The organism is Streptomyces sp. NBC_01077, assembly GCF_045162855.1.
In the GTDB taxonomy this organism is placed as follows: Bacteria; Actinomycetota; Actinomycetes; order Streptomycetales; family Streptomycetaceae; genus Streptomyces.
Genome location: NZ_CP108669.1, coordinates 7949191 through 7970079 on the forward strand (window position 1 = coordinate 7949191; position 20889 = coordinate 7970079).

At 72.1% G+C, this 20889-nt stretch carries 21 protein-coding genes; 9 read left to right on the plus strand and 12 right to left on the minus strand.

Annotated features, from left to right (window positions below; all coding sequences use genetic code 11):
* Positions 1 to 52 precede the first annotated feature (52 nt).
* Positions 53 to 511 (plus strand): hypothetical protein, encoded by a 459-nt coding sequence (locus OG462_RS35870; RefSeq protein WP_406064271.1) that lies wholly within the window; start codon positions 53 to 55, stop codon positions 509 to 511.
* Here OG462_RS35870 and OG462_RS35875 read toward each other — a convergent pair.
* The 3 genes from OG462_RS35875 to OG462_RS35885 are packed head-to-tail and all read right to left on the minus strand — an operon-like array spanning position 484 to position 2644.
* Positions 484 to 1179, minus strand: coding sequence for a class I SAM-dependent methyltransferase (locus tag OG462_RS35875; protein WP_406064273.1), 696 nt, complete (start codon positions 1177 to 1179; stop codon positions 484 to 486). The two genes, OG462_RS35870 and OG462_RS35875, sit on opposite strands and share 28 nt — an antisense overlap.
* Positions 1180 to 1229: 50 nt before the next feature.
* Entirely contained in the window at positions 1230 to 1970 is a 741-nt protein-coding gene (locus tag OG462_RS35880) for a DUF2064 domain-containing protein (protein WP_406064275.1), read from the minus strand.
* Positions 1967 to 2644, minus strand: coding sequence for a glycosyltransferase family 2 protein (locus OG462_RS35885; RefSeq protein ID WP_406066849.1), 678 nt, complete (start codon positions 2642 to 2644; stop codon positions 1967 to 1969). The genes OG462_RS35880 and OG462_RS35885 overlap by 4 nt, the downstream gene beginning before the upstream one ends.
* Before the next feature lie 134 nt (positions 2645 to 2778).
* Here OG462_RS35885 and OG462_RS35890 point away from each other — a divergent pair, with 134 nt between their 5' ends.
* Together OG462_RS35890 and OG462_RS35895 are read left to right on the plus strand one after the other, a co-directional pair.
* On the plus strand, positions 2779 to 3504 hold the full coding sequence (locus tag OG462_RS35890) for a response regulator transcription factor (RefSeq protein WP_406064277.1): 726 nt from the start codon (positions 2779 to 2781) through the stop codon (positions 3502 to 3504).
* Positions 3501 to 4637: a sensor histidine kinase gene (locus tag OG462_RS35895; protein ID WP_406064279.1), complete on the plus strand. Its 1137-nt coding sequence runs from the start codon at positions 3501 to 3503 to the stop codon at positions 4635 to 4637. Before OG462_RS35890 ends, OG462_RS35895 begins: the two co-directional genes overlap by 4 nt.
* Here the strand turns inward: OG462_RS35895 and OG462_RS35900 are convergent, their stop codons facing one another.
* The 3 genes from OG462_RS35900 to OG462_RS35910 form a co-directional block, all read right to left on the minus strand.
* Positions 4638 to 5747, minus strand: a complete 1110-nt coding sequence (locus OG462_RS35900) for an NAD-dependent epimerase/dehydratase family protein (RefSeq protein WP_406064281.1) — start codon at positions 5745 to 5747, stop codon at positions 4638 to 4640.
* A 100-nt stretch (positions 5748 to 5847) separates the two neighbouring features.
* Positions 5848 to 6267, minus strand: a complete 420-nt coding sequence (locus OG462_RS35905; protein WP_406064283.1) for an SRPBCC domain-containing protein — start codon at positions 6265 to 6267, stop codon at positions 5848 to 5850.
* Positions 6264 to 6635 carry an ArsR/SmtB family transcription factor gene (locus OG462_RS35910; protein ID WP_406064285.1) on the minus strand — a complete coding sequence of 124 codons (372 nt, stop codon included), beginning with the start codon at positions 6633 to 6635 and terminating at the stop codon, positions 6264 to 6266. The genes OG462_RS35905 and OG462_RS35910 overlap by 4 nt, the downstream gene beginning before the upstream one ends.
* 171 nt (positions 6636 to 6806) lie before the next feature.
* Here OG462_RS35910 and OG462_RS35915 point away from each other — a divergent pair, with 171 nt between their 5' ends.
* A complete protein-coding gene (locus OG462_RS35915; protein WP_406064286.1) occupies positions 6807 to 7637 on the plus strand; it encodes a VOC family protein in 831 nt (276 codons plus the stop codon).
* A 63-nt stretch (positions 7638 to 7700) separates the two neighbouring features.
* Here the strand turns inward: OG462_RS35915 and OG462_RS35920 are convergent, their stop codons facing one another.
* Both OG462_RS35920 and OG462_RS35925 read right to left on the minus strand, forming a co-directional pair.
* On the minus strand, positions 7701 to 8045 hold the full coding sequence (locus OG462_RS35920) for a GNAT family N-acetyltransferase (protein ID WP_406064288.1): 345 nt from the start codon (positions 8043 to 8045) through the stop codon (positions 7701 to 7703).
* 40 nt (positions 8046 to 8085) lie between these two features.
* Positions 8086 to 9054 (minus strand): pirin family protein, encoded by a 969-nt coding sequence (locus tag OG462_RS35925; RefSeq protein ID WP_406064290.1) that lies wholly within the window; start codon positions 9052 to 9054, stop codon positions 8086 to 8088.
* A gap of 113 nt (positions 9055 to 9167) precedes the next feature.
* Here OG462_RS35925 and OG462_RS35930 point away from each other — a divergent pair, with 113 nt between their 5' ends.
* The 3 genes from OG462_RS35930 (at position 9168) to OG462_RS35940 (ending at position 12354) form a co-directional block, all read left to right on the plus strand.
* Positions 9168 to 9701 carry a carboxymuconolactone decarboxylase family protein gene (locus OG462_RS35930; RefSeq protein WP_406064292.1) on the plus strand — a complete coding sequence of 178 codons (534 nt, stop codon included), beginning with the start codon at positions 9168 to 9170 and terminating at the stop codon, positions 9699 to 9701.
* A 133-nt stretch (positions 9702 to 9834) separates the two neighbouring features.
* On the plus strand, positions 9835 to 11898 hold the full coding sequence (locus tag OG462_RS35935; protein ID WP_406064294.1) for a DUF4157 domain-containing protein: 2064 nt from the start codon (positions 9835 to 9837) through the stop codon (positions 11896 to 11898).
* Between the two features lie 162 nt (positions 11899 to 12060).
* Entirely contained in the window at positions 12061 to 12354 is a 294-nt protein-coding gene (locus OG462_RS35940; protein ID WP_406064296.1) for a hypothetical protein, read from the plus strand.
* 78 nt (positions 12355 to 12432) lie between these two features.
* Here OG462_RS35940 and OG462_RS35945 read toward each other — a convergent pair whose 3' ends face one another.
* Entirely contained in the window at positions 12433 to 12687 is a 255-nt protein-coding gene (locus OG462_RS35945; protein WP_406064298.1) for an EF-hand domain-containing protein, read from the minus strand.
* Between the two features lie 208 nt (positions 12688 to 12895).
* Here OG462_RS35945 and recQ point away from each other — a divergent pair, with 208 nt between their 5' ends.
* Positions 12896 to 14932, plus strand: a complete 2037-nt coding sequence (gene recQ, locus OG462_RS35950; protein WP_406064299.1) for a DNA helicase RecQ — start codon at positions 12896 to 12898, stop codon at positions 14930 to 14932.
* Between the two features lie 12 nt (positions 14933 to 14944).
* Here the strand turns inward: recQ and OG462_RS35955 are convergent, their stop codons facing one another.
* The gene (locus OG462_RS35955) at positions 14945 to 16222 is read right to left on the minus strand and encodes a YhgE/Pip domain-containing protein (protein WP_406064301.1); all 1278 of its coding nucleotides are present in this window, start codon (positions 16220 to 16222) and stop codon (positions 14945 to 14947) included.
* Between the two features lie 208 nt (positions 16223 to 16430).
* Here OG462_RS35955 and OG462_RS35960 point away from each other — a divergent pair, with 208 nt between their 5' ends.
* A complete protein-coding gene (locus OG462_RS35960; protein ID WP_406064303.1) occupies positions 16431 to 18986 on the plus strand; it encodes an ATP-dependent Clp protease ATP-binding subunit in 2556 nt (851 codons plus the stop codon).
* A gap of 73 nt (positions 18987 to 19059) precedes the next feature.
* On the opposite strand, the gene OG462_RS35965 is transcribed toward OG462_RS35960, so the two are convergent.
* Positions 19060 to 19989, minus strand: a complete 930-nt coding sequence (locus OG462_RS35965) for a LysR family transcriptional regulator (RefSeq protein WP_406064305.1) — start codon at positions 19987 to 19989, stop codon at positions 19060 to 19062.
* Between the two features lie 46 nt (positions 19990 to 20035).
* Positions 20036 to 20872 (minus strand): formate dehydrogenase accessory sulfurtransferase FdhD, encoded by an 837-nt coding sequence (fdhD, locus tag OG462_RS35970; RefSeq protein WP_406064307.1) that lies wholly within the window; start codon positions 20870 to 20872, stop codon positions 20036 to 20038.
* Between the last annotated feature and the right edge of the window lie 17 nt (positions 20873 to 20889).

Here is a 20889-nt window from a genome sequence, read left to right on the forward strand (position 1 = left end):
CCAAGGACCTGCGCCACAGGGGTCGATGCCGCGGGGGCCGACGACGACGCACGTGCTGCGGTACGTGGTCGGCGGGACCGGTCTGGCGATGATCGGTCTTGGGGCATGGCTCGTCGTGGAAGAGCCGGACCCGGTGGGCGTGTCGGTCTGGCTGGCCGGGGCGGTCGTCCTCCACGACGGGATCCTCGCCCCGCTGGTCCTGGCCGTGGGGCTGCTGCTCGCGGGCCGGCGCGTGGCGCCCGAACGGGGCCTGTTGCGAGGGGCGTTGATCGTCGCCGGCAGCGTGGTCCTGGTGACGCTTCCGCTGCTCGTACGGCCGGGGGAGCCGCCGAACCCGTCGGCACTGCCCCTGCCGTACGGGCGGAACCTCGCGATCGTCCTCGCGGCGGTGGCCGCGGCGACGGGCGCGCTGTATCTCGTACGGCGGAGGCATGGGCCCGTACGAAGCCCGCGGGTGATCGTACGGGCGTGGCGGGAGCGGCGTCAGAAGCGTGAGCCCGCCGGCGACTGAGGCGCGAGGGACAGGAAGGGGCGGTCCGCGACCGTCCAGCTCTCCCTCACCGCCCAACCCGCCCGGGCCGCGTGGGCGGACAGGGCCCGGGTGCCCACCCGGGCCCAGGGGAACGGCCCTCCCCGGCCCCCGCGGCCGTCGTCGACCCGTACCTCGCAGCGCTCGTCGACGTCCACGGGCGCGCACTCGGCGATGACGAGGCCGGTATGGGACACGACCTGGCGCAGCCGGCGCAACAGGGCGGCCGGGTCGCCGCCGATGCCCGCGTTCCCGTCGATCAGCAGGGCCGTGTCCCAGCGGCCCTCCGCGGGCAGTGGGTCGAAGACCGACCGGCACAGCGCCGTCCCGCCGAGCCGTTCGGTGTGGGACACCGCCTCCGGGCTGATGTCGATGCCGAGCGCGCGCCGGCCTTCGGCCGCGAGGGCGGCGACGAGCCGCCCGGGGCCGGAACCGATGTCCAGGACCGTGCCACGGCAGCGTTCCAGGACGGACCGGTCGGCGGAGTCGGGTGCCTCGCACCAGCGCTCGACATCGAGAGGCAGGAGCCATCCGTCGTCCCGGCGCAGGAACAGCGGGCCGCGCCCGGTGCGCAGGGCGTCGGTGTACGGGTCGGAGCGCCAGGTCGTCGTCGGGTGCAGGTGCCCTGTTCCGGTCGTTGTCGTGGCCACGTGGGCTGCTCCGGTCGGCACCGGCACGCGCGCTGATCCCGTGGTCGGGGTCACGCGACCGCTCCCGGCGCCGTGCTCGTTCCAGGTGCTGTGCTCGCGCTCGTTCCCGCGCCGCGCCGCATGCCCGCGCCCGCTCTCGGCCCCGCGCCGGGCTGCATGCCCGTGCCCGCCCTCGCCCCCGCTGTCGTCAACTCCCTGTAGAGGGTGGCGAATCGGGTCCCGGGTGCCGAAGCCGCCACCCGCCGCGCGTCCTCCGCCGTGTCCACATCACGGAGGACGGACAGGGTGCCGATCCGCAGGCCGGCGGCCCGCAGCCGGTCGTACTGCACGGCGCCCGTGTCGGGCCGGGACATCGGGACGCCGAGCAGGAGGGCCGGGTCCGGGACCGCGAGGCCGAGGGCCCAGAAGCCGCCGTCGGCCGCCGGGCCGAACCAGGCGTCGTGGCCGTCCCCGCGCAGGGCAGGGGCCAGGAGCTCCGGGGTGATCTGCGGGGTGTCCATGCCGATGAGCAGCGCGGGGCCGTCGCAGGCCGCGAACGCGGCCGCGAGCCGCACGTCGAGGCCGCCCTTCGCCTGGGGGACGACGACGAAACCGGGCGGGAGCCAGGGGCCGGGCTCCCCGTCGAGCACGAGGACGTGCCGGTCGGCGGGGACGCGCGCGGCGGCCATGAGCGTGTCCGCCAGCGCGGCCTCGGCGAGGAACGCGGCCTCGGCCGGTGTGAACGGGGGCGTGAGCCGGGTCTTCACGCGCCCCGGCAGCGGCTGCTTCGCGATGACGAGGAGCGTGGTCACGCGCGCCCACCTCCGGTGCGTACGGGCTCGTCCAGTACCCGCCGCATGTCGTGCACGGCCTGGTACGTGCCCCGCCAGGTGCCGGTGACCTTGGACCGGCCCGCCCGGGGTAGGTACGGCACGTCGACCTCGCGTACCCGCCAGCCCGCGTCGGCGGCCCGGACCACCATCTGCAGCGGGTAGCCGCTGCGCCGGTCGGTGAGACCGAGGCCGAGGAGCGCCTCGCGGCGGGCCGCACGCAGGGGCCCGAGGTCGTGCAGCCGCAGCCCGGTGCGGCGGCGCAGCAGCCACGACAGGGCGAAGTTGCCGGCCCGGGCGTGCGGCGGCCAGGCGCCGCGTCCGGTGGGGCGGCGGCGGCCGAGGACAAGGTCCGCCGAGCCGTCGGCGACGTCGCGGACGAGCCCGGGCAGCAGGCCGGGATCGAGGGAGGCGTCGCAGTCGCAGAAGCAGACGAACTCGGCTTCGGCGGCGAGGAGCCCGGCGTGGCAGGCGGAGCCGAAGCCCCGCCGGGGCTCGTGCACGACGGTGGCGCCGAGGCCGGCCGCGAGCGCGGCCGAACCGTCGGTGGAGCCGTTGTCGACGACGATCGGGCGCCAGCCGGCCGGGATCCGGGCCAGGACCCAGGGCAGGGCCTCGGCCTCGTCGAGACAGGGAAGGACGACATCTACGGTCATGGGTGTCACGCGTCTCACCGTAGGAACCGCAGGGCCCTTCGGGGCCGTTCCACTCCTTACGAAACGCGGACGTCGGCGCGCGTACCCCCTGGCGGCCGTGGCCGCCGGGGAGGGCGGATGCGAGGCTGTCCGCCATGAACGAGCGCGAAGCCCCCGGAACCGCCGCCCGGATTCTGGTGGTGGACGACGATCCGACGGTGGCCGAGGTGGTCACCGGCTATCTGGAGCGGGCGGGATGCGCCGTCGAGCACGCGGCCGACGGCCCCGACGCGCTGCGGAGGGCGGGGGAGCGGTGGCCGGACCTGGTCGTGCTCGACCTGATGCTGCCGGGTCTGGACGGTCTCGAGGTCTGCCGGAGGCTGCGCGCCACCGGTCCCGTACCGGTGATCATGCTGACCGCGCGCGGCGACGAGGAGGACCGGATCACCGGCCTGGAGGTGGGCGCCGACGACTACGTCATCAAGCCGTTCAGCCCGCGCGAGCTGGTGCTGCGCGTCGAGTCGGTGCTGCGGCGGACCCGTACGAGCACGGGAGCCGCGTCCGTACTCCGCTCGGGAGACCTCGTCGTCGACCCCGCGACCCGCAGGGCCACCCGATCCGGAAGCGAACTCGCGCTCACCCTGCGGGAGTTCGACCTCCTCGCGTACTTCCTCGCGCACCCCCGTACGGCGCATGCCAGGGAGGAGCTGATGCGACGGGTGTGGGGCTGGGACTTCGGCGACCTGTCCACCGTCACCGTCCATGTCCGGCGCCTGCGCGCCAAGATCGAGGACGACCCGGCCCGGCCCCGGCTCATCGAGACGGTGTGGGGCGTCGGCTACCGCTTCGAGCCCGGCCGCGAAGGCGCGGTGGCGTCGTGAAGGACGTCCTGCTCATCGCCGTGTTCGCGCTCGCGGGAGCCGCCGGCGCCGGCCTCGCCGGCGCGGTGGTCCTCCGGCTCGTCCGGCACCGTTCGGTCACCGTCTCGCTGACCGTCGTCGCCGCCGTCACCGTGACGGCGATGCTCGCCGGTACCCTAGCCGTCGCCCGGGCGATGTTCCTCTCCGCGCACGATCTGTGGGTCGTGACCGTCGTCATCGCGATGGCGGCCCTCGTCTCGCTCGGCACCGCGCTCCTCCTCGGCCGGTGGGTGGTGACGCGCAGCCGCGCGCTCGCCCGCGCGGCACGGGACTTCGGCGACGGCGGGAGCTTCTCCGCCCCCGACGGAGCGGCCACCGCCGAACTCGCCGCCCTCACCCGTGAACTGGCCGCCACCAGCGTGAAACTGGACGCCTCCCGGCGTCGTGAGCGCTCCCTGGAGGCCTCGCGCCGGGAGCTCGTCGCCTGGATCTCGCACGATCTGCGCACCCCGCTGGCCGGACTGCGGGCGATGTCGGAGGCCCTGGAGGACGGAATGGCGGCCGATCCGGCCCGCTACCACCGGCAGATCCGTACCGAGGTCGAACGCCTCACCGCCATGGTCACCGACCTGTTCGAACTCTCCCGCATCCACGCGGGTGCGCTCACCCTCAGTCCGAGCCGTCTCTCCGTGTACGACCTGGTCGGCGACGCCCTGAGCGGCGCCGACCCGCTCGCCCGGGAGAGCGGCGTCCGGTTGGTCGGGGAGGCGGTCGAGGCCGTTCCCGTCGAGGTGGACGGCAAGGAGATGACCCGGGTCCTCGCCAACCTCCTCGTCAACGCCATCCGCCACACCCCGGCCGACGGAACCGTCGCCGTGGCGACCGAGCGGCGCGACGGTGCCGTCGTCCTGTCCGTCACCGACGGCTGCGGCGGCATCCCTGCGGAGGACCTGCCCCGGGTCTTCGACACCGGCTGGCGCGGTACGGAGGCACGTACCCCTCCGGCGGGGGCCGGGGACACCCCCGCGGCGGGGGCGGGCCTCGGCCTCGCCATCGTTCGCGGCATCGTCGAGGCCCACGCCGGCCGCACCGAGGTACGCAACGTGCCCGGCGGCTGCCGCTTCGAGGTGACGCTGCCGGCTGCGGCGAGCTGATCACGCCCCTACCTGGCTGGGGGTCGCCGAGGCCCGCTGGCCCGCGTGGGCGAAGGCCGTCATGCCGGTGGTGAAGTCGATCCCGGGCCGCCAGCCGAGGTCCCGGCGCAGCCGGGACGAGTCCGCGGTGATGTGGCGGACGTCGCCCAGCCGGAACTCGCCGGTCACCACCGGAGCCGGTCCGCCGTGCGCGTGCGCCAGGGCGGCGGCCATCTCGCCGACGGTGTGCGGGTCCCCGCTGCCGGTGTTGTAGGCCGTGAGGGTGCCGGGGGGCAGTCCGGAGCCGGCGTCGAGGGCGAGCACGTTGGCCGCCGCCACGTCCCGTACGTGCACGAAGTCCCGGCGCTGGGCGCCGTCCTCGAAGACACGGGGCGCCTCGCCGCGCGCGAGCGCCGAGCGGAAGAAGGAGGCCACGCCCGCGTACGGGGTGTCCCGGGGCATCCCCGGGCCGTACACGTTGTGGTAGCGCAGCGCGAGCACCGTGCCGTCCACCGAGCGGGCCCATGCCGCCGCCAGGTGCTCCTGGGTCAGTTTGGTCGCGGCGTACACGTTCCGGGGGTCTGCGGGCGCGTCCTCGCCGACCAGGCCGGGGGCGAGGGCCGAGCCGCACGCGGGGCAGCGCGGTTCGAAACGGCCCGCCGCGAGGTCCTCGGGCCGGCGGGCCTCCGGCCGGACGGGACCGTGGCGGGGGCACTCGTACCGCCCCTCCCCGTACACGACCATGGAGCTCGCGAGGACGAGCCGGCGCACACCGGTCTCCGCCATGGCCGCGAGCAGTACGGCCGTGCCGAGGTCGTTGCAGCTCACGTACTGCGGGGCGTCGGCGAAGTCCTTGCCGAGACCGACCATCGCAGCCTGATGGCAGACGGCGTCGATCCCGCGCAGCGCCGCCCCGACGCTCCGGGGGTCCCTGACGTCGGCGTGCAGGAACTCCGCCGCCGCCGAGGTGGTCGACGGGTCCGGGGCGGTGTGGTCGGCGCCGGGGCGGGCGGCCGGGTGGGCGCTGGGCAACAGCGCGTCCAGTACGACCGCTTCGTGGCCGGCCCGCCGGAGCGCCGTGACGATGTGCGAGCCGATGAAACCGGCTCCTCCTGTGACGAGTACGCGCATGGGCACGACGCTACGGACGGGGGTCGTGGTGCGGGTCGGTCCACGCCGGGCCGTAAGACTTCCGTCATCCCGGCGGTGGGGTTCCGCGCGCCTCGTCCCGCTACTGGCCCACGGCCGTGTCCAGCGCGGGCTCGATCCGCCGCAGCAGGCCCGGCCAGCCGTGCCCCATCCCGTCGAACGCAGCCTTGCCGAGCGGCGAGTCGAGGTCGAATCCGGCGTGGTCGAGGAAGAGCCGCGTACCGGTCCCTTCGGCCTCGAGGCGCCAGGTGATGGTGGTGTCCAGGCTCCCCGGGGCGAAGCTGTAGCGCAGCAGGCGCTCCGGCTCCACGGCGAGTACCTCGCACTCCTGGTGACCCCACTGCCCCATGTCCAGGGTGAAGCGGTGCCCCACCTCGGGGCGCACGTCCCCGGCGGCCCACCAGCGCGCGTGCAGCTCCGGGTCGGTGAGCGCACGCCAGACGGTCCGGGGCGGGTGGGCGATGAACTGGTCGCAGTGGATGGTCCGGAGTTCGGCGGTCATGGGGATACGTCCTTAGCGCTGTTGCTGTCGCTGTTGCCCTTGTCGTCGGTGCTGCTGTCGCTGATCTCGTCCAGCACGTCCCGCAGGGCGCCCATGCGGGCGCGCCAGTAGTGCTCGAAGGGGTGCAGCCAGTCGCCGACCTCGGCGAGTGGCTCCGGCCGCAGGTGGTAGTAGCGATGGCGCCCGCGGGGCTCCTCGCGTACCAGCCCGGCCTTCCGCAGTACGGCGAGGTGCTCGGAGACGGCCGGACGGCTGAGGGAGAACTCCCCGGCCAGGTCGCCGGCCGGGCGTGGCCCACCGATCAGCCCTTCGAGCAGTTTGCGCCGGACCGGATTGGCCAGCGCGCTGTAGACGTCGACGGTTGGCATGTCGACAGGATGCGTCGGAGATCTCCGAAGTGTCGACTTCTTCCGACGCGTCGGGTGGGGAGTGGAGCGGTGGGCACGGCAGCCGTCGAACGGTCGGCGCGCGAGGGGCCGTGTCCGGTGCAAGGCTGAGGGCGTACCTGGCGTACCCCGGAAAAGTGAAAGGCCATCGCCATGATCACCACCGACTTCGTCCCCGGCTCCCCCTGCTGGCTCGACCTCGGCGCCCCCGACGTCCCGGCCGCCGCGGCCTTCTACGGCGGCGTACTCGGATGGGAGTACGAGTCGATGGGAGAGGAAGAGGGAGTGGGGGAGGGGGCGGCGGAGGACATGGAAGGCGGGATGTTCCGGAGCGACGGAAAGATCGTCGCCGGGCTCGGCAAGCTCACCGAGGAGGGCGCGCGCTCGGCCTGGATGATCTACTACAGCGTCGCCGACGCGGACGCCGCGACCCGGGCCGTGGAGGAGGCGGGCGGCACTGTCCGCGTCGCACCGATGGACCTCGGCGAGTGGGGTCGGATGGCGCAGTACAGCGATCCGCTGGGCGGGCAGTTCGCCGTCTGGCAGCCGGGCTCGAACAAGGGTGTCGAGCAGGTGGACGCGCCGGGCTCGCTGTCCTGGACCGAGCTGTACACGAGTGACGCCGCGGCCGCGAAGCAGTTCTACGGCAGCGTTTTCGGCTGGCAGTTCAGTGACATGCCGATGCCCGGCGGGGAGGGCACGTACACGATCATCACGCCCGCCGGACTCCCCGAGGAGCGCATGCACGGCGGCCTCATGCAGGTGGCCGAGGCGGACCTCGCCCTCGCGCACGGGAGGCCGTACTGGCACCCCGTCTTCGCGGTCGCCGACTGCGACACCGCGGCCGCCAGGGTCACCGCGAGCGGCGGCAACGTGCAGATGGGCCCGGACGACGCGGAGGGCGTGGGCCGGCTCGCCGTCTGCCTCGACCCGTCCAAAGCCGACTTCGTGGTCCTCGCCCCGTCCGCCCCGTCCGCCGGCTGAGCGACGACGGTTCGGCGCCCGGCCGGGGCGCTCCTGGCCTCCCGGCCGGCCGTCGGACTTGCCTCAGCGGCCCAGTCGCGCATCCAGCCACTGGAGGATCTCCGGTGTCACCGGGTCCGTGATGTCGGCGAACTCCTCGTGCTTCTTCAGGAACTTCGCCACGTACGGGCAGACCGGCACGATCCGCATCCCGGAGGCGCGCACGTCGGTCAGGGCCTCCTCGACCAGGATCGACGCGAGGCCCTGGCCCGCGTAGGCGTCGTCGATCTCGGTGTGGAAGAAGACGCGCCGGTCGTCGCGGTCGCGGTACGCCGTGAGGCCGGCGCGCCGGTCGTCGACCAGGATCTCGTAGCGGTGGCGGGCGTCGACGTTGCGGACGACGGGGGTGGTGGTTTCCTGCTCGCTCATGACGTGCCTTTCGGGTCGAAGGGTGCGTGGGCCTCGGGGGTCAGGCGCGAGGCGGGTCTCCGTGGGGAGGGTTTCCGCGGGGCGGGTTTCCGCGGGGCGGGTTTCCGCGGGGTGTGAGGGTGGCGTTCGGCAGGGTCGGGGCGGGGAGGCGGTCGCCGGGGTAGCCGTCGACGTGTCCGAAGCGGTCGGAGGCACGTTCCCATTCCTCCCTGGCCTCGACGATGTCCTGGTTGCTGCGGCCGACGAAGTTCCACCACATGACGATCTCCTCGCCGAAGGGAGTCCCGCCGATGAGGACCGCCCGCGCGCGGTGGTCGGATTCGTTCGTCAGGGTCAGGGTCTCGTGTCCGGTGCCGACGTAGCCGAGTTCGGCCGGGCGGAGGGACGTTCCGGCCAGCCGGACGTCTCCTTCGTCGACGAGCAGGCCGTGCTCGAAGTCCGGGTCGACGGGGAGCGTGACGGTGGCGCCCGGATCGAGGAGGAGTTCGGCGCCGAGGAGCGGGGTGAACGTGGCCACGGGGGAGGTCTCACCGGCGAGCGTGCCGAGGAACACCCGGAGTTCCGCGCCTTCGACCCGCACCGGCTTCGGGGCGTGGTGCTGGAAGTCGCGGTCGGCGTGGCGGTGTTCGTCGGGCAGCGCCACCCACAGCTGCACCCCGTGCAGGACGGTGGTGCCGGGCGTGGAGACCTCGGTGTGGCTGATGCCGTGGCCGCCGGTCATGAGGTTCAGTTCCCCGGGCCGTACGAACGCGTGGCTGCCCAGGCTGTCGCGGTGCTCGATCTCCCCGGTGAAGAGCCAGCTCACGGTCTGCAGGCCGGTGTGCGGGTGGGGGGCGACGTCCATGCCGCCGGACTCGGCGACCTCGTCGGGGCCGTAGTGATCGGCGAAGCACCATGCTCCGATCAGCGTCCGGGACCGCTGGGGCAGGGTGCGCCGTACGGTCATGGCGCGCGGGCCGCCCAGCGGGACCTCCCGCGCGGAGAGGATCTCGACCTCTGTGTCGTCCATGCCCGACCCCTCGCAATCCGCTCTCACGCAGCGATATAGTTTCGCTTTCAACAACTATGACGATCATAGCCCCCGAACCCGTGACGCGCACGGATTCCTCGAAGGAGCGCAAGGTGAGCGACGTGACAGTGGTCCAGGAGAGCCGACGGATCTACCTCGACAAGCAGAGCCCCGCGGCCTACCGGGCGCTGGTCCACACGGCCGACGCCGTCCGTGCGACCGCCGCCGAGGCGGGCCTCGACCGGATCCTGGTCGAACTGATCAACCTCCGCGTGTCGCAGATCAACGGCTGCGCCTCCTGCCTCGACGTCCACACCAGGGCCGCCCTCCGAGCCGGCGAGACCACCCGGCGCCTCGGCGTGCTCCCCGCCTGGCGGGACACCGAGCTCTTCACCGCACGGGAACGCGCGGCCCTCGCCCTGGCGGAGGCCACGACCGACCCGGCGGACGGCCGCGCGCAGGACCGGGCGTACGACGCGGCCCGCGCGGTCCTGAACGATGACGAGATCTCCGGGGTGATCTGGGTGGCGATCACCATCAACGCGTTCAACCGCGTCTCGATCCTGAGCCGTCATCCCGTACGGGAGTCGGGCCATGCCGTACGGGACGCAGTACCCGGACCGCCGGCAGCCGACGCCACTGCCTGACCCGCTCTCACCGGTCCCGCCTGCCGGGCGTGCCCGTTCAGGCAGCCGATGCTGCCCGGGTGTACCTGGCGGTCCGCTCCGCCGACCGGCTAGGCATGGAGGATCGCGTTCTCTCTTCGAATCGAGCCTCCTCGTGAATGCCCGAGACACTTCCGGAACGACTGACGCCGGGACGTCCGATCGCGTCCCGGCCCGTACGGCGGCCGACCGGGCGCCCGGAACCCACCCCACGGCCGGCTTGGCCCTGCAGCGCGGCGCAGGCAACGCCGCCGTCGTCCAGATGCTGCGCGAGGCCGGGCATCCCTGGGCCCAGGAACCGCACCAGCACGGTGCGGGCTGCGGCCACGGCGGCGAGCGGCACGATGTGCAGCGCTCCGCCGTGCACGACGTCCTGCGCACCGGCGGGCGGCCGCTCGACGAGGGCACCCGTACCGACATGGAGGCCCGGCTCGGCGCGGACTTCTCGGACGTCCGAATCCACGACGACGGTGCCGCGAAGGCGTCGGCCGCGGAGGTCGGCGCCCGCGCCTACACCTCCGGCAGTCACGTCGTGATCGGAGACGGCGGAGGTGACCGGCACACGCTCGCCCACGAGCTGACCCATGTCATCCAGCAGCGGCAGGGGCCTGTCGCGGGGACCGACAACGGCGCGGGCCTCCGTGTGTCCGATCCGTCCGACCGGTTCGAACGCGAAGCCGAGACCAACGCACGGCGGGTGATGTCGTCCTCCGGGTCCGCCCGCCCCGCCGCGCGGGAGACGGACGCGTCACCGCAGGTGTCGGATGCCGTCCAGCGTGCGCCCGTGGACTCCTCGAAACAGGGCGGCAGGGTGCAGCCCGACACGCCTTACGAGAGGCCGGCGGAGCAGATACCGCCGCTCGGTCTCGATGCCATCGAGATCTCGAATCTCGAACCGCCCGGTGTCGCCCCCCTGACGGATGACAACACGGTGGCCATTCGCGCGGATCACTCCGGCGACATGTACCACGTAAGAGCGGCCCTGGTGACCGCCCCGGACTGCAATCTGCTCATCTACGGTGTGACGGACGCGAATGAGCGTACGGCGCGAGCAATGGTGGCCCTCCACAAGGATCTTGAGACCGCTGGGCGGAAGATCTACTGTTCGCGCGATTCGGTGAACAAGCTCAACCGCAAGTCGAAGAAGGGGGGCAAGGTCTCCGCGAACGGGGACACGCTGTCCACCAGGTACTTCACCGATGTACTGCAAGGAACGGATCAGGAGGGGATCGAAGCGTTCCACAACGCGTACGCGCAGCCGGACGATGACACCCGTGCCGCTTTCGACGCATCACCCGAGGTGCAGAAGTTCAGCGAAGGTGTGCCGTACGTCCTCGTGAACTTCCGCGACAGCGGCCACAGCGGCGTGGGCAACGCCCCTGCGCTCGACACCGGCACGGAGGGGATGGGGCAGATCATCGAGGCGGTCCGGAGCCGACTGGGCAACGACGTCCAGATCGTTCCCATCGGAGGATTCCCGGCGGGGGAGACGGCCGAGACGTGGGGAGACCGGCCGCACCTGGTCAACTACTGGACATGGAACTGGGGTGACGGCGTTCCCAATGACCGGAGGAGTCAGCTCGGTCTTCTCCACTACCTCAAGAACAGATGCAACATTCGCGGCGCCATCGGAATGCGCAGTGGAGTCACCGACCAGTTCACCCTGGCGGGGATAAAGACGATCTCCATCGACATCACGCCCTACCAGAATCAGCGCGACCTCGCGGGCGGTGGCATGCTGAATCATCCCTCCAAGGGATGGGACCGCGGAATGAAGATGGAGCGGGTCTTCGGCCCGAAGTACGGCCGGGTCTTCCTCGGCGATGCCCGAGCGGCCGATACGGAGACGACCGGAGCCGACTGGGCCGGAGCCTTCACCGGGGCCGACGAGCAGACGATCGCCGACGCCATCTCCTTCTACCTCGGAGAACCGGGATCGATGTACGAGGAAGAAAGCGGCATTGCTTCGCAAGCGGCTTACCAGCACCGGTCGCATCCGATGCATGATCGTGCCATCGAACGGTGGATGTCGGCGGCGGACGCGGAGGACGTGTCCGTCGAGCGGAAGGCGATGGTGCTCCAGCAGATCCGGGATCAGCTGAAGGCAGCCCGTAGGACCATCCAGGACCCGGTCGTCAAGAAGCGGTTCGACAGAGCGTGCAGGGCGTACATCGGGTGACGGCAGGGCGTGCCGTCATGGCCGGCGAGCCGCCTGGGTCGGGCCGGGCTCGTACAGGAGCTGCAGCCCCGCCGCCCCGGTCGGCATCCCGTTGGTGGTGCTTTCGGACGGTGTGGGCAGGGAGCGGCCGTGTCCGTCGGCGCGGCGGGACGTTGTGAGGGTGTGACCTCTACACGACGTATCTCCTCAGTCCTCGCCGTCGCCGCCGCCTTCTCGTGCCTCGGCGCGTCCGCGGCGCAGGCCGTCGCCACCACCAGCCCGCTCGGTCCGCCGATCAATCCGGTCAGCGAGCTCGACGCCCTCGCCACGACCGGGATCCCGGAGGAGTCCAAGGCCCAGTTCCCCGGCATCGCCGGTCAGCTCGGTGGACTCGGCCGGCTGAACGAGGTGAACCAGCTCCACCAGCTCACCGACTTGGCAGCGCCGGCCACCGGGCTGCTCCCCGAGATCTCCTGACCGGTCCTCCGGGCGGACGAGCCGGCACCGTGCGGACAGCACGGTGCCGGCTTCTTCGTACGCGGGCGCGGTCCGGTGTCACCAGCCGAAGCGGCGGTCGACCAGCGCGGCGAACTCCTCGAACGACAGGACGCGGTCGCCGTTCTGGTCGGCCTCGTCGAACAGGGCCGAGGCGTCGTCGTCGTTCCCCACGCCCCAGACGGGGATCACTCCCTGTGCGGCGAGGGTCGGGCCCTTGGCCCGCAGGGCGTTGATGACCTCGATGCGCGTCAGGGTGCCGTCGTGGTCGAGGTCGAGCGCGTCGAAGAGAGTACGGGCCTTGTCGCTCATCATGTGTCCTGTCCCTGTGGCCGTGGCTGGTGCGTCGGCCGACGCGTCCCTGGGGTGAAGGACGCAGGGTTCGGCCCCCGCGTTGCCTCGGGCACGTCATCGAGCCTAGTCCCGCACGACGGACACGCGGCGGACCGGAGTCGTCGGGAGGTCGTCCGCAGGTTTCCCTCGGTGCGGCCGGGGTGTCCGTGGCGGCCGATAGGGTGGGTGAATGGTCCTTTCCGACGGTTCCGCCGTGATCTCCGAGGCAGCGCAGGTGCTCCACCGCGTCTTCGGTTACAGCTCCTTCCGGGGCGAGCAGCAGGAGATCATCGAGCAGGTCGTCGACGGCGGCGACGCCCTCGTGCTGATGCCGACCGGCGGCGGAAAGTCGCTCTGCTACCAGATCCCGGCCCTGGTCAGAGACGGCACCGGCGTCGTGGTCTCACCGCTCATCGCCCTCATGCAGGACCAGGTGGACGCGCTCAGGGCCCTCGGGGTGCGGGCCGGCTTCCTCAATTCGACCCAGGATCCGTACGAGCGGCAGGCCGTCGAGCAGGCCTTCCTCGCCGACGAGCTCGACCTGCTCTATCTGGCTCCCGAGCGCCTCCGCACCGAGGGCACCCAGCGGCTCCTCGACCGGGGCAAGGTGTCGCTCTTCGCCATCGACGAGGCGCACTGTGTCGCCCAGTGGGGCCACGACTTCCGGCCCGACTACCTCGCGCTGTCCATGCTCCACGAGCGCTGGCCCAAGGTGCCGCGGATCGCGCTGACCGCCACCGCCACCGAGGCCACCCACAAGGAGATCGCCGCGCGGCTCGGTCTGGAGGAGGCCCGGCACTTCGTCGCCGGCTTCGACCGGCCCAACATCCAGTACCGCATCGTCCCGAAGAACAGCCCGCACAAGCAGCTGCTCGAACTGATCAGGGCCGAGCACGACGGGGACGCCGGAGTCGTCTACTGCCTCTCCCGCGCCTCCGTGGAGAAGACCGCGGCCCTCCTCGTGGAGAACGGCATCGACGCCGTCCCCTACCACGCCGGCATGGACGCCCGTACGCGCGCGGCGAACCAGGCCCGCTTCCTGCGGGAGGACGGAGTCGTCGTGGTGGCGACCATCGCCTTCGGCATGGGCATCGACAAGCCCGACGTGCGCTTCGTGGCCCACCTCGACCTGCCGAAGTCCGTCGAGGGCTACTACCAGGAGACCGGCCGCGCCGGCCGCGACGGGGAGCCGGCCACCGCCTGGCTGGCGTACGGCCTCCAGGACGTGGTCCAGCAGCGCAAGCTCATCGACGGCTCCGAGGGCGACGATCAGCACCGGCGCGCCCTCGGCATGCACCTGGACGCCATGCTCGCGCTCTGCGAGACGGTCGACTGCCGCCGCGTGCGCCTCCTCGCCTACTTCGGCCAGGCGGGCGAGCCGTGCGGCAACTGCGACACGTGTCTGACCCCGGCCGAGTCCTGGGACGGCACCGTCGCCGCGCAGAAGCTGCTGTCCACGGTGTGGCGGCTGGCCAAGGAGCGGCGCCAGAAGTTCGGCGCCGGGCAGATCATCGACATCCTGCAGGGCAAGAAGACGGCCAAGGTCATCCAGTTCGACCACGACGGACTCTCGGTGTTCGGCGTCGGGTCGGACCTGGGCACCGCCGAGTGGCGAGGGGTCGTGCGCCAGCTCCTCGCGCTGGGGCTCCTCGCGGTGGAGGGCGACTACGGGACGCTCGTGCTCACGGAGGACAGCGGCGAGGTGCTCGGTGGCCGCCGCACGGTCACGATGCGCAAGGAGAAGGCCCCGGCCGCCGCCTCCCGCAAGGAGTCCGGAGCGCGCTCCGGGAAGGGCGCCCGCGTGCCGGTCGACCTGCCGGCGGCCGCCGTTCCGGTCTTCGAGGCGCTGCGCGCCTGGCGGGCCGCGACGGCGCGCGAGCAGGGCGTACCGGCGTACGTCGTCTTCCACGACGCCACGCTGCGGGAGATCGCGACGCGGCTCCCCGCGACGGTCGAGGAGCTCGGCACCATCGGTGGCGTCGGCGAGGCCAAGCTCACCAAGTACGCCGAGGGTGTGCTGGAGGCGCTGGCGGAGACCGGTACTGCTGGTTCGGGGACCGCCGCCGGTACGGAGACCGTGACCCGTGCGGCTCCCGCCGCCACGCCCGCCGCCGCGGCCTCCGAGGCTGCGCCCGCCGCGCCGGAGCCCGAAGCGCCGTACGACGAAGAGCCGCCCTACGACATGGACGGGATGGAGGAGCCGCCGCCCTGGGACGACTGGCGGTAGCCCCCGTACGGCTCAGGCGGGCTGCGGTGTGAGGCGGCGCAGGCCCCGGCGGTCGTAGTAGTGGGTCATGGCGAAGCCGAACGCCAGGGCCAGGGCCGAGCCGACCGCGATCATGATCCAGCCGCGGGCCAGGCCGGCGTCGGCGCGGGCGTCGAAGTACAGGATGGACCGCACACCGGAGCTGAGCTGGTGCATCGGCTCGAAGACGCCCAGGAAGCGGTAGAAGCCCGGGGTGGCCTCCAGTGGGACGGTCGCGCCGGAGGAGGGGAGGGCGAGGGCGATGAAGACGAACATGGAGACGAGCTGGCCGATGCCGCCGAACGCGGCGTTGATGGCCTGGACGCCCAGACCGACGGCGACCGTCGCGCAGTAGGAGAAGATCCACAGCATCGGCAGGTGCGAGGCGTCCATGCCCAGGACCGAGATCGTCGCCACCATGACGAGCGTGGTGGTGAGGACCGAGATGCCCGCCGTCATCAGCATCTTCAGGACGAGCGTCTGCGTGCGGCTGATGGGCACGGTGGGGTACCGGGAGTGCCAGGGGCCGATCTCGCTGTCGGCATAGCCGAGCGAGGTGTCGACGCCGCTGTTGACGAGGTTGCCGCCGATGAAGCCGCCGAGGACGAGCAGCAGCGTGTAGTAGAAGGCGGTCAGGCCCAGGCCGCTGTGACGGCCGATCGGATGGCCGACCTGGGTGGTGACGGCCACCGGGTCGGCCAGGAGCAGCCGGGTCGTCGGGACGTCGGTGGAGGCCGCGAGCTGCTTGCCGATGGTCAGCGAGGCCTGATGGGCCGCGCTCTGGTTGATCTGGGCCGTCAGCGACGAACCCAGACTGCCGAGGCCGGGATTGGTGAGCACGGTGAGCGTCGGCCGTACCGTCGCCCGGTTCGTCGTGAGGGCGGCGACGGAGGCGGTGAAGTTCTCGGGGACGACGAGGGCGCCGAAGATCTCGCCGGACGCCAGCGCGTCCTGGGCTTCCGCGCGGTCGAGCCGCCGCCAGTCCACGCTGGTCTTCGAGGAACCGGCGGCGACGATGGAATCGGTGATCTGCTTCCCCAGGGTCTCCCGCTGTCCGGGCAGCGGGGTGCCCCGGTCCTCGTCGACCAGGGCGACGGGCAGCCTGTGCAGGTTGTCGTTCGGGTTCAGGATGCCGCCCATGTAGAGGAGCGAGAGGCCCACGGCGACCAGTGCGCTCAGGACGGTCGGTACGAGCCACAGCTTGGGGTTCCGGGCGAGGGTCCCGGCGCGGACCTGCCGGCCGGGGGTGTGTGGGGGGATCGCGGACGTCATGGAGTCATCGTCGACGCGCGCGCCGTCGTGGCGGGGATTGCGGGCCGTACGGGTCGGGCGGGCGTGTCGGCCATGGCAGGTGTGTCGGCCCTGTCGGGCCCGCACCACGGCTCCTCCGCGCGTGAATTCCGCAGGGTCCCATTCCGGTTGCGGAGCCCAGGGCGTCACGTTTGAGTGGGAATGCCCCCTATACGTCCCTGGAGCTGGCATGTCGATGGCGTTCGGTTCACCCTTCGGTTCGTCCGACCCGTTCAGCGACATGCTGAACCGGTTCTTCGGCATGTCGCCGGCGTCGTCACCCCCGGCCGTACAGCGCGTACCGATCGGGCGCCTCCTCAGCGAGTCCTCGCACGAACTCCTCAACCTGGCCGCCCGCAAGGCCGTCGAGGACGGCACGTCCGACCTCGACACGGAACACCTGCTGTGGGCGGCGACGCAGGTCGACCCCTCGCGCAGACTGCTGTCCCAGGTCGGTGTCGACCCCGAGGCGCTCGCGGCCCAGCTCGACGAGGTGCTGCCCCGGGAGTCCGGCGAGCCCTCCTCGGAGCCCGGACTCACCCCGGCGGCCAAGCGCACCCTCGCCGCCGCCTACGGCCGCTCGCAGGAGGCGGGCGTGTCGTACATCGGCCCCGAGCACATCCTCGCGGCGCTCCTCGACGACGCCGACTCGGGGGCGACCCGGCTCCTGGGCGCCGACGACCACGACGTGAAGAAGCTGCGCGGCCTCACGGACCAGGCGGCCCGCTCCGAGGGTGGTGCCCCGGCCGCCGGGAAGCAGCAGAAGCAGCCGGCCACCACCCTGGACGAGTTCGGCAGGGACCTGACGGACGAGGCGAAGGCGGGCAGGCTCGACCCGGTGGTCGGCCGCGCCGAGGAGATCGAGCAGACCATCGAGATCCTCTCGCGGCGCTCCAAGAACAACCCCGTGCTCATCGGCGAGCCCGGCGTCGGCAAGACCGCCATCGTCGAGGGCCTCGCCCAGCGCATCGTGGCGGGTGAGGTGCCCGACACCCTGAAGGGCAAGCGGGTCGTCTCCCTCGACCTGTCGGGGCTGGTGGCCGGAGCGCAGTACCGCGGGCAGTTCGAGGAGCGCCTCAAGAAGGTCATCGAGGACGTCCAGCAGTCCGGCGGCGACATCATCCTCTTCATCGACGAACTGCACACGGTCGTCGGCGCGGGCGCCACGGGCGAGGGCGCGATGGACGCGGGCAACATGCTCAAGCCCGCCCTCGCGCGCGGCGAGCTGCACGTCGTGGGCGCGACGACGATCGACGAGTACCGCAAGCACATCGAGAAGGACGCCGCCCTCGAACGGCGCTTCCAGCCCGTCCTCATCCCGGAGCCGACGGTCGAGGAGACCGTGCAGATCCTCGAAGGACTGCGGGACGCGTACGAGGCCCACCACCAGGTCCGGTTCGCCGACGGGGCCCTCACGGCGGCGGCGGAGCTCTCCGACCGGTACATCGGCGACCGCTTCCTGCCCGACAAGGCCATCGACCTGATGGACCAGGCGGGTGCGCGCGTGCGGCTGCGCAGCGCCGGCCGCTCCACCGAGGTCGTCGGCCGCGAGGACCGGCTCGCCAAGCTGCAGCGCGAGAAGGACCAGGCCGTGGCCGCCGAGCAGTTCGAGAAGGCCTCGGACCTGAAGCGGCAGATCGCCGAGGCGGAGGGCGAACTCGCGGGCATCGAGGAGCGCCGCGAAGGCGTCGTCTCGGTCACCGCCGCCGACATCGCCGACATCGTCTCCCGCCGTACCGGCATCCCGGTCTCCCAGCTCACCGCCAGCGAGAAGGAGAAGCTCCTCAAGCTGGAGGAGGAGATGCACGCCAGGATCGTCGGCCAGGACGAGGCGGTCACCGCGGTCTCCGAAGCCGTGCGCCGCAGCCGCGCCGGCATGGGCGACCCGAACCGGCCCGTCGGCTCGTTCCTCTTCCTCGGGCCCACGGGTGTCGGCAAGACCGAACTCGCCAAGACGCTCGCCGACCTGTTGTTCGGCGACGAGGACCGCATGATCCGGTTCGACATGAGCGAGTTCCAGGAGAAGCACACCGTCGCCCGGCTCGTCGGAGCGCCTCCCGGTTATGTCGGGTACGAGGAGGCGGGCCAGCTCACCGAGAAGGTGCGGCGCAACCCGTACAGCGTGGTCCTCTTCGACGAGGTGGAGAAGGCCCACCCCGACGTCTTCAACACGCTGCTCCAGATCCTCGACGACGGGCGGCTCACCGACGGTCAGGGCCGCACGGTCGACTTCCGGCACTGCGTCATCATCATGACGTCCAACATCGGCGCCCACCGGATCCTCGCCCACGAGGGCGACGCGGCCGAGCTCAAGGACGAGCTGATGGAGGATCTGCGGGGCCGGTTCCTGCCCGAGTTCCTCAACCGTATCGACGACATCATCGTCTTCCACAGCCTCACCGAGAAGGACCTGTCGGAGATCGTCGACCACCTCCTGGACCGCAGCAAGCACCGCGTGCACGCGCAGGGCATCACCCTGGAGGTCACCGAGGCGGCGAAGAAGCTGCTCGTGGCCCACGGCTACCAGCCGGAGTTCGGCGCCCGCCCGCTCCGCCGCACCATCCAGACCGAGCTCGACAACCGCATCGCCTCCCTGCTGCTCGGCGGAGAAGCCGACCCGGGGGACACGATCGTCGCCGACGTCGTCGACGACTCGCTGCACTGCACGGTACGCAAGCACAAGGGCGGGGCCGACGGGGAGCCCGAGCCCCAGCACGAGGCCGCGGGAAGCGGCGCTGCGGCGTAACGCCTCAGGTCGTGTCCGGAAAGTCCCGCCTGGCCTGCGGGCAGACGGCGCTACTTTCCGGACACGACCTAGGTCAGTGAGGGCCCGGGTCTCCTGGGAGACGGTCGAGCGCGGCGGCGACGTCGGTGCCGCCCGCGATCTCCCGGAGCGCCCGGGCCATCACCGATCCCGGCTCCCGTGCGATCGTCACCAGGCCCATCGGCACCGTCCGGGCCGGTTCGACCAGCGGCACCGCCCGCATGCCGTGCGGCACGCCGAACACGTGCAGCCAGGTGTGCGGCACGATGCTGGCCCACCGGCCCGTCCTGACATGGGCGAAGAGCGCCGCCACGGAGTCCGTCTCGACCCGGGGCGACGGCCGCACGCCGACCTCCGCGAACAGCTCGTCCACGACCCGGCGCCCCTGCATCGCCTCCGTCAGCAGACAGAGCGGCAGCCGCGCGGCCTCCGCCCAGGTCGCCGTCGCGTGAGGGGCGGGGGCGTCGGCGGCGCCGGTGAGGAGCACGTACCGCTCCTCGTACAGCGGAATCGTCCGGTACTGCTCCCCGAGGTCCTCGCGCAGGTACGTCACGCCGGCGTCGATCTCGAAGTTCCGCAGCTGCCGGAGCACGTCCTCCGACTGGAGGTCCGCTATCACCTCCACCGTGACCAGCGGATGTGCCAGACAGAACGGGGCGGTCAGCAGCGCGACGGCGCCGGACGCCGTCGGGACCGAACCGATCCGCATCCGGCCGCTCAGCCCGGTACGGAGATGCCCGACCTCGTTCTTGAGGGCGTCACGGTCGGCCAGGATCCGCTGTGCCCACACGACGATGCGCTCGCCCTCGGGGGTGAGGCCCTCGTACTTGCGGCCGCGCAGCACCAGCGGGACGTCGAGCTCCTCCTCCAGCTTGCGGATCGCCTCCGAGAGCGCGGGCTGGGAGACGTGGCAGGCCTGGGCGGCGCGGGCGAAGTGGCGCTCGCGGGAGAGGGCCACCAGGTACTCGAGTTGACGGAACAGCACTCCACGGGTCTACCGGACGGTCTCGCACAAAGCCAATCGCCACACGTCAGGCCACGGGCAGCGGGTGCAGCCGCTCGTCGCCCGTGTACACGTTCATCGAGGATCCGCGCAGGAAGCCGACCAGCGTCAGACCGCTCTCCGCAGCGAGGTCCACCGCGAGCGAGGAGGGCGCCGAGACCGCCGCGAGCAGCGGGATTCCGGCCATCACCGCCTTCTGCACCAGCTCGAACGAGGCCCGGCCGCTCACCATCAGGACCGATCCGCGCAGCGGCAGGAGCCCCTCCCGCAGGGCGTGGCCGACGACCTTGTCCACGGCGTTGTGCCGGCCGACGTCCTCCCGCAGGCACACCAGCTCGCCCTCGGCCGTGAACAGCCCGGCCGCGTGCAGGCCGCCGGTGCTGTCGAACACCCGCTGGGCCGCGCGCAGCCGGTCCGGGAGGGCCGCGAGGACGTCCGTCCCGATCCGCAGCGGGTCCTCGGCGACCGACCAGGCGGCCGTCGTCCGCACCGCGTCCAGACTGGCCTTGCCGCACAGCCCGCACGAGGACGTCGTGTAGAAGTTCCGCTCAAGTGACGCGTCGGGGGCTGCCACGCCCGGCGCCAGGCCGACGTCGACCACGTTGTACGTGTTGCCGCCGTCGGCGGTGGCGCCCGCGCAGTAGCGGATGCCGGCCACGTCCTCGGCCGAGTGCACCACGCCCTCGCTCACCAGGAAGCCGACCGCGAGGTCGAAGTCGTCGCCGGGGGTCCGCATCGTCACCGTCAGCGGGCGTCCGCCGACGCGGATCTCCATCGGCTCCTCGGCGGCCAGGGTGTCCGGGCGGTAGGAGGAGTCCCCCTCGCGCACGCGCAGGACGCGCCGCCGTACGGTCACTCGTCCCATGGTTCGTTCCTCTCCTC

Coding starts and splice junctions, on each gene's coding strand:
- recQ (WP_406064299.1), top strand. CDS start 12,896: ATGGTCCTTTCCGACGGTTCCGCCGTGATCTCCGAGGCAGCGCAGGTG.
- OG462_RS35945 (WP_406064298.1), bottom strand. CDS start 12,687: ATGATGAGCGACAAGGCCCGTACTCTCTTCGACGCGCTCGACCTCGAC.
- OG462_RS35900 (WP_406064281.1), bottom strand. CDS start 5,747: ATGCGCGTACTCGTCACAGGAGGAGCCGGTTTCATCGGCTCGCACATC.
- OG462_RS35910 (WP_406064285.1), bottom strand. CDS start 6,635: ATGCCAACCGTCGACGTCTACAGCGCGCTGGCCAATCCGGTCCGGCGC.
- fdhD (WP_406064307.1), bottom strand. CDS start 20,872: ATGGGACGAGTGACCGTACGGCGGCGCGTCCTGCGCGTGCGCGAGGGG.
- OG462_RS35955 (WP_406064301.1), bottom strand. CDS start 16,222: ATGACGTCCGCGATCCCCCCACACACCCCCGGCCGGCAGGTCCGCGCC.
- OG462_RS35885 (WP_406066849.1), bottom strand. CDS start 2,644: ATGACCGTAGATGTCGTCCTTCCCTGTCTCGACGAGGCCGAGGCCCTG.
- OG462_RS35920 (WP_406064288.1), bottom strand. CDS start 8,045: ATGAGCGAGCAGGAAACCACCACCCCCGTCGTCCGCAACGTCGACGCC.
- OG462_RS35925 (WP_406064290.1), bottom strand. CDS start 9,054: ATGGACGACACAGAGGTCGAGATCCTCTCCGCGCGGGAGGTCCCGCTG.
- OG462_RS35890 (WP_406064277.1), top strand. CDS start 2,779: ATGAACGAGCGCGAAGCCCCCGGAACCGCCGCCCGGATTCTGGTGGTG.
- OG462_RS35960 (WP_406064303.1), top strand. CDS start 16,431: ATGTCGATGGCGTTCGGTTCACCCTTCGGTTCGTCCGACCCGTTCAGC.
- OG462_RS35905 (WP_406064283.1), bottom strand. CDS start 6,267: ATGACCGCCGAACTCCGGACCATCCACTGCGACCAGTTCATCGCCCAC.
- OG462_RS35915 (WP_406064286.1), top strand. CDS start 6,807: ATGATCACCACCGACTTCGTCCCCGGCTCCCCCTGCTGGCTCGACCTC.